The following is a 7,014-nucleotide window of genomic DNA, read 5'->3' as shown; positions in this document are numbered from 1 at the left end:
GCGCGTTTCGGCGCCCGGATGCGGGGAGATCGCGGCGAGTTCGGTATGCCGCACCCCGGGTTCCGGCGGCGGTGGATGCAGCGGTGGGCCGGGGTCCAGCCGCCCGGCGTCCGCCTCGGCGCGCAGCACATGCAGGCCGGGCCGGTCGGCACACGCGAAGCGGAGGCTGTGAAAGTCCTGTCCCCCTCCGGTTTCGCTGTGGTGCAGGACGCCGGCATACAGGTCGAGGTAGCGCCGACCGCCCGCTACCGGAGGATCGACGCCGAGGACCGTCCAGCGCGGCCCCTCCAGCAGATGCTGCTCGGGACCGGTTCCCGCGTACACCCCCTGGGCGAGAATGCCGGGCGCCGCGTCGATATCGGCGTCCTCCGGCGCGCCGCGCGCCGCGATACCGCCCTCGGCGACCGTGAATACCGCCGCATCGGCGACCTCCGGGCGGTTCGCCTGCTGCGGTACCGTCCATCGCCGCGGATCATGGGCGCGCTCGACGGCATCGTCGTCGGGTGTCGCGTCCGGAGCTATGTCGAACAACCCCATTGTCGTTCATCTCCCTCGTCTTTCCTGCCCCGAAGCGGGCCATACCTCTACGATCCGCCACCCGGTCGCCCGGTGCCACCCCCTGGTTACGACAGTGCGCGATAGGGGCCGCGGGCGGCCAGCGGGCGGTAGGTGGGCCGATGCGTACGCCGGTCGATGAACGGCGTGGCATCGCAGAACCGCTGCGGGAGTGGCGGGTTGGCAGAGCGCCGCACCACAGCGGGATTGCTGGGCGGTCGCTCCGACACCCCGGCCGGCGGCATGGTATACGGGTATCGCAGCGTGCTGAACTGAAATATCAAGCCGCACAGCGCAATCAGCGCGCCGACCAGCCACGCGGAGGCACCGGAGAAGCCGATCTGCTTGAACCACACCGCAATCCCGGCGGATAGCAGTGCACCGACCGGAGCGGCCGCGCTCCACAACAGCCGGGCGGGCACGGCCCGTGCGGCGAGCACGCAGCCCACTCCCAGCCACCACGGCGGGCAGAGCGCGACCGCGGCCAGGCCCTGCAGCGGGGCGGTGAGCACCTGGAGCGTACCGGGATCCGGATGTCGCAACCAGCCGTCCACCACCGCGTTCGCGATCGAATAGGGTACGGCGACCGACAGTGCGGCGATCGCTGTCCAGCTGGTCCAGACCTTCGAATCCATGGATGCTCCTCTGGCAGGGGGACGCGCCGGGATGAACGCCGACGTCCGCCCCGACCGGCGAGGCAGCCGGGGTGCCGACCGTCTCTTCAGCTCTATCGCCCCCGCCCCCACGAATGTTGCCTCTCGGTAACCAGGCGCCGATGTGTCGTCCACCACCGACCGTGGCGCACCCGCGCCAACCGTTCTCTCCCCCATGGCCCCCGCCCCGCCCCGGGGTTAGTGTCGGACCATGGTGCGCACCGCTCTGGCCGCGGCGGATCCCGACGAACCGGATCACGCCGCGTCCACCACCCGCCCCCACCTGGGCGTCGTCCCCGGCACCCCCGATCCGGGCGATCTGGATGCCGACCGTTTCGCCCACTTGGTCTTCACCGCGGCGGACGCACAGCGCCTGCCCGCCTCCGCCCGCCACCGCATCGCGGCCTACATCCACCTCCAACTGGCCACGCTGGAGGAGTTCGGCGATACCGCCGAATCCGCCGAGCACTGACCCGAAACCGTTACCGCGACCGGCGACTCGTTCCGCACAGCACGGACGCGGTAGCGACACCCGCTTGCCGCCGGACCGGGCGGCATCGAACGCGTCCTGGATGCTCTACGGGGCGCGGATCACAAATCGGTTGGTGCGCGGCACCCGAGTTGTTACGGTGTGCGACGTGAATTCCCCGGAGGCGTCCAGACGATAGCCGACCGGCCCACGGGTCGGTCGGCGTGGCGAGCGCAGGTCCGCCGGTCCGTGAGCGACCGGTGGTCAGGCTGCGTCGCGACGCCGGATGTGTTGTTCCACAACCATCTCGGGCGCGTCGACAAGACCGCGCCTCGAATACGGGGAGTCTGCTCTCATGCCCTTCGTGGTGTACGTTCTCGCCGCCGCGGTCTTCGCGCAGGGAACGTCGGAGTTCATGCTGTCGGGGCTGCTGCCCCGCATCGCGCCGGATCTCGGGGTCTCGCTCGGCACCGCCGGGTTGCTCACCTCGCTGTTCGCCGCGGGAATGGTGCTCGGTGCGCCCACCATGGCCATGGTGGCGAGTCGCCTGCCGGTCGGGATCGCGGTCACCGCATTCCTCGGCCTGTTCGGCGCCGTCCACGTGATCGGCGCTACGACAACGGATTTCGGAGTACTGCTGGCGACACGGGTGTTCGCCGCGATCGCGAACGCCGGATTCCTGGCGATCGTGCTGGCCGCGCTGCCACGCTGGGTCGGTCCGGCGCTGGTGGGTCGTGGGACCGCGGTCGTGGTCTCGGGGGTGACGGTGGCCTGCATTGTCGGGGTGCCCGCGGGGACGCTGCTCGGACAGCTGTGGGGATGGCGGTCCGCCTTCTGGGCCGTCGCGGCCGTCAGCACGCTGCTGCTGGTGCCGGTGTGGGCGCTCGTTCCGCGCGGCGGCGACGAATCGGCCGCACCGCGAACGGCGGTGCGACGCGAGTGGGCGGTGGTCGCCGACCGCCGGGTGGTCCGTGCCGGGCTGATCGCGATCCTGGTCAATGCCGCGACGTTCGCCGCCTTCACCTATCTCGGCACCATCACCGCCGGTCTCGGTGTGGATCCGTACTGGGTGCCGGTGGTGCTGGCGTTGTTCGGCATCGGCTCCTTCGCCGGGGTGACGGTCGCGGGGCGGTACAGCGACCGGTACCGCGACCGGATCGTCACCGGCGGCACCGGCGCGCTCATCGCGGTCTGGGCGGTCACCGCCCTGACCGCGCATACGCTCGTCGGGCTGACGGTCACGGCGGCGGTGGCGGGCGCGCTCGCCTTCGGCGTCGGATCGACGCTGATCGCCACGATCGTGGGGACGGCCGCACCGGCCGCGCCCCGTATCGCGGGTGCGTTGGCGACCACCGCCTTCAATCTCGGTGCGGTACTCGGTCCGGTGGCCGCCGGAATGCTCGTGGACGCCACGCGGCGACCGGTGGCGGCGCTGTGGTGCGGCGCGCTGCTCGTCACCGTCGCCGCGGGCGTGCTCGTACTCGGTCGCCGCGGCACCGCGGCGCAGGTGTCCACCGCGCCGCGCTGAGGGGCCGCTGCCCGTCGACGTCCGACCGTGCCCGTCCGTATCACCCAGATGTCGACGGCACGGAGGCATTGCCGGTTCGCCCTCTCGCGACACCGCGGAGTCATCGACTGCTTCGGGGAGCCGCTGGTTCGGGGCACCAGCGGCTCCGGAAGTCGGCAGCTCCGGACATCAGCAGCTTCGCGCGTCATTGGCTGGGCGCGTCAATGGCTCGGCACGTCAATGGCTCGGCACGCCAATGGCTCGGCGGTCGACGCAGCCGCGCGTCGACGCAGCCGGCTGTCAAGCGTCCGGGCGTCGACGCATCCGCTTATCCACCGCATCCGATCATCGACGTCTCCGAGCGTCAACGCCTCGGTCCCGCAAGGTCTTTCAGGTAGGCGCGCACGGTCGCTTCGATGCGTGCGGCATCGGTGGGGGTGACGAGTTCGTGCAGGGCGATGCCGTCGATGTACGCGTGCAGGCGGGCGGCCTCGGTGTCGGGGTCGCGGGTGGCGTGCAGGTGGCCGGTCTCGGCGAGGTGGTGGCACAGCTGGCGGCAGAGGGTGGCGATGGCGCGCTGGGATCGCTCGGCGAGTTCGGCGAGTCGCGGATGGGCCGGGGATTCGGCGATGAGCGCGACATTGACGCGCATCTCGGTGCGGCGCGTGTCGTCGGCGGGCAGCAGTTCGAGCAGCATGGCGGTGACCATGTCCACGGGATCGGTCACGCCCGCGTGGCCGCGCACCCGCCGCTCGGCGTTGGTGTGGACCAACTCCATCGAGTAGGCGAGCAGATCGGCCTTGGTGGGGAAGCTGTGCCGCAGCGATCCGAGCACGATGCCCGCCTCCGCGGCGACCGTGCGCAGGGATACGGCACTGACGCCGCTGTCCACGATGAGCCGCCAGACGGCGGCGGCCACCTCGGCTCTGCGCTGGTTCTGGTCGATGGTCTTCGGCACGGATTCCATATTAGCTCAACTGTGCTAGATTGAAGTCCTGTTCTAGCACGGTTGAGCTAATACGAGGGGTCGCGCGATGTTCGAACTACTGGGGGAACACCCCATCGCCGGAGTCATCCTGGGCTGCGAGGTCGGCCTGTGGGTGCTGCTCGGGCTGGGCTTGGCACTGCGTTATCTCGCGCGCCTGCGGCGGCTGAGTACCGCTGTGCTGCTGGGCATTCCGCTGCTGGATGTGGTGCTGGTGGTCGCCACCGCCATCGATCTGCATCGCGGCGCGGTCGCCGATGCCACCCACGGGCTGGCCGGTGTCTACCTCGGCTTCTCGGTGGCCTTCGGTCCGACGCTGGTGCGCTGGGCCGACGCCCGCTTCGCCCACCGCTTCGCGGGCGGCCCGCCGCCGGTGCGGGCACCGAAATCCGGCCCGGCTCGCCGCCGATACCTCTGGCAGGAGTGGCTGCGGGTGGTGAACGCCGCGACCATCAGCTCCGCGACCCTGGGGCTCCTCGTCCTGTTCATCGCCTCGCCGGAGCAGGATCAGACCCTCATCTGGTGGATCGGCCGCGTCTGGGTGGTCGCCGGGCTGTGGTTCGTCTTCGGACCACTGTGGGAATCCGGGCGCGGACACCGGGAACCGACCGATCGAGATCGGGTCGGCAGCAACGCCTGAACCCGCGCGACACCGTCAGCGTTCGTGTAGATCGTGCCAGAACTCGCCCAGCGAACGGGAGTCGCGGCGCAGGTGCTCGTCGAAGCGGGTGATGAAGCGGAGTTCGGCCTCGATGAGTTCCAGGCGGTAGTCGCACTCGATGAGAAAGATGGGATCGACGCCCTCGGCCGCCCGCACGGTCGTTCGCAGTTCGGCGGCCGCGTCGTTCAGCGCGCGACGGCGACGGTCGAGGAGGTCGGGGAGTTCGTCCGGCGGCAGCACGACGATCAGCGAGAGCGCGGCCTGGAAATGCGAATACTCCTTGGCGGGCAAGGCCACCAGCTCCCGCATCCGCTCCCGCAGTGCGACCCGCCCGGCCTCGGTGTGCCGGTAGACGGTGCGTTCGGGCCGCTGGCCCTGCCGTTCGGTGCGCTGGGCTTCGACATAGCCGACGCGAACCAGCTGTTCGACGACCATGTACACCGAAGCGTGCTTGTAGTCCATACTGCGGGCGGCATTGCGATCCTTCAGCAGTTTGCCCAATTCATAAGGATGCATGGGCCTTTCGAGGAGGTACGCGAGCACGGTCAGGGCGAGCCAGTTACGCAGCGGATCCCGGTTCGCCACCCGGTACCTCCTCTCGCCCGTCCTAGATGTCGAGCACGATGCGCTGCCCGTGCGCTCGCGATACGCAGGGGTAGATGATATCGGTGCGCTGGCGTTCGCCCGGACCCAGCACATCGTCGCGATGGTCCGGCCGTCCGGCCAGCACCCGGGTGACGCAGCTGCCGCAGACGCCGTCCTCACACGACAGGTCGACCGCCGGATCGACATCCCGCAGGACCGAGAGCAGCGTCCGATCCTCCGGCACCCGCACCACCACCCCCGTGCGGCGCAGTTCGGCGTCGAAGGCCGTGTTCTCGACGCCGGCGCGCGCACTGGCCGCGAAGCGCTCCAGGTGGAGTGAGCCGTGCGGGCAGGCCGCCGCCATGGTCGCGGTGACGGCGTCGAGCAGTTCGGTGGGGCCGCAGCAGTACACCGCGACGCCGGGCGCGGTGTCCCGCAGCAGTGCCGCGATATCCGGGCGAGCCCGGGTGTCGGCGGGCAGCAGCGTCACCCGCTCCGGGTACCGGTGCCGCAACTCCGGCGCGAAGGCCATGGTCGCCAGGGATCGACCGCGATACACCAGTCGCCAGTCCGCGCCCCGGGCCTGCAGGCGCCGGATCATGGGCAGGAAGGGGGCGATCCCGATCCCACCCGCGACGAACAGATAGGACGGAGCGTCGACGAGCGGAAAGTTGTTGCGCGGTCCACGGATTCCGACGCGGTCGCCGACACGCAGTTGGTGGATCTCGAGCGAACCGCCCCGGCCTCGCGGTTCCTTCAGCACCGCGATGCGGTAGCACCCGGTGTCGGCGGGGTCGCCGTGCAGCGAGAACTGCCGCACCCGCCCCGACGGCAGCACCACGTCGATATGCGCGCCGGGCTCCCAGGGCGGCAGGCCATCGTCATCCGCGGCGCGCAGCGTGAGGTCGACAGTGCCGTCCGCGACCATCCGGGTACCGGCCACCACGGCCGCGTGCACAGGCTGCCGAACTCGCTTGCCCGTCACCGACTTTCGACCCCATGGCGTGGTGCCGCCCGGCTTGTACAGCGACAGCAGCACCGCGCCGATCAGACTCACGGCCGACGCGGCGAACCCCCACAGCGCCACATCGGCCGCCGCGGTGAGATCCGCCGGGGTGCCGCCGGTATCGGCCAGCACCGCGGCCTGCGCCGCCGCGGTCTCCAGGGCGTTGTGCAGGAATCCGAACGCCATCACCAGGATCGCGACCGCGATCACGAGCTTGGCCGCCAGCCAGTAGTACCGGATCACACCCCACGGCGTGGTGATCCCCAGGGCGAGACCGGTGAGGAAGGTGGCGAAATTGCACCAGGGCAGCAGGGTGATGTCGAAGGCGGCCATCAATTCGTAGGCCACCCGGCTGGTTTCGATATCGGCCGCCGTCAGCGCGACGAAGGCCATGGCCGAGATCGCCACCGCGACACCGACCCAGCACGCCGCGGCAACCACGTGCGCGGCCACCAGCGCTTTCCGGGTGCGCGGGCGCACCCGCCCCGCCAGCAGCGCCAGCGCGGGCACCACCAGCCAGGTACCGAACATGGCGATCAGATCGCCCACCGCGAATGCCTGCGCCAGCGCGAGAACCACCAGCGACCAGCCGA

8 protein-coding genes are annotated in these 7,014 nt (G+C 70.5%); 3 read left to right on the top strand and 5 right to left on the bottom strand.

The features are described from left to right. Positions 1-537: hypothetical protein (locus QK444_RS29520; RefSeq protein WP_282785400.1), on the bottom strand; the 537-nt coding region annotated here is incomplete at its 3' end. Between the two features lie 86 nt (positions 538-623). After that, positions 624-1,190, bottom strand: coding sequence for a hypothetical protein (locus QK444_RS29515; protein WP_282785399.1), 567 nt, complete (start codon positions 1,188-1,190; stop codon positions 624-626). Between the two features lie 229 nt (positions 1,191-1,419). Between QK444_RS29515 and QK444_RS29510 the strand changes: the two genes are divergently transcribed. Together QK444_RS29510 and QK444_RS29505 are read left to right on the top strand one after the other, a co-directional pair. Beyond that, positions 1,420-1,680 carry a hypothetical protein gene (locus QK444_RS29510; RefSeq protein ID WP_282785398.1) on the top strand — a complete coding sequence of 87 codons (261 nt, stop codon included), beginning with the start codon at positions 1,420-1,422 and terminating at the stop codon, positions 1,678-1,680. A gap of 352 nt (positions 1,681-2,032) precedes the next feature. Continuing rightward, positions 2,033-3,205, top strand: coding sequence for a Cmx/CmrA family chloramphenicol efflux MFS transporter (locus QK444_RS29505; protein ID WP_282785397.1), 1,173 nt, complete (start codon positions 2,033-2,035; stop codon positions 3,203-3,205). A gap of 343 nt (positions 3,206-3,548) precedes the next feature. Here the strand turns inward: QK444_RS29505 and QK444_RS29500 are convergent, their stop codons facing one another. After that, a complete protein-coding gene (locus QK444_RS29500; protein ID WP_282785396.1) occupies positions 3,549-4,142 on the bottom strand; it encodes a TetR/AcrR family transcriptional regulator in 594 nt (197 codons plus the stop codon). A 76-nt stretch (positions 4,143-4,218) separates the two neighbouring features. On the opposite strand from QK444_RS29500, the gene QK444_RS29495 reads away from it, so the two are divergent. Next, complete coding sequence (locus QK444_RS29495) at positions 4,219-4,809, top strand: hypothetical protein (protein ID WP_282785395.1); 591 nt, start codon at positions 4,219-4,221, stop codon at positions 4,807-4,809. A gap of 15 nt (positions 4,810-4,824) precedes the next feature. On the opposite strand, the gene QK444_RS29490 is transcribed toward QK444_RS29495, so the two are convergent. Together QK444_RS29490 and QK444_RS29485 are read right to left on the bottom strand one after the other, a co-directional pair. Next, positions 4,825-5,415: a PadR family transcriptional regulator gene (locus tag QK444_RS29490; protein ID WP_282785394.1), complete on the bottom strand. Its 591-nt coding sequence runs from the start codon at positions 5,413-5,415 to the stop codon at positions 4,825-4,827. Positions 5,416-5,437: 22 nt separating this feature from the next. Beyond that, positions 5,438-7,014, bottom strand: a 1,577-nt coding sequence (locus QK444_RS29485) for a PDR/VanB family oxidoreductase (RefSeq protein WP_282785393.1), incomplete at its 5' end; no start/stop codon positions are given.

Origin of the sequence: Nocardia sp. CC201C, assembly GCF_030010695.1 — a bacterium.
Lineage (GTDB): Bacteria > Actinomycetota > Actinomycetes > Mycobacteriales > Mycobacteriaceae > Nocardia > Nocardia otitidiscaviarum.
This window is presented reverse-complemented; position numbering and strand designations above follow the sequence as displayed.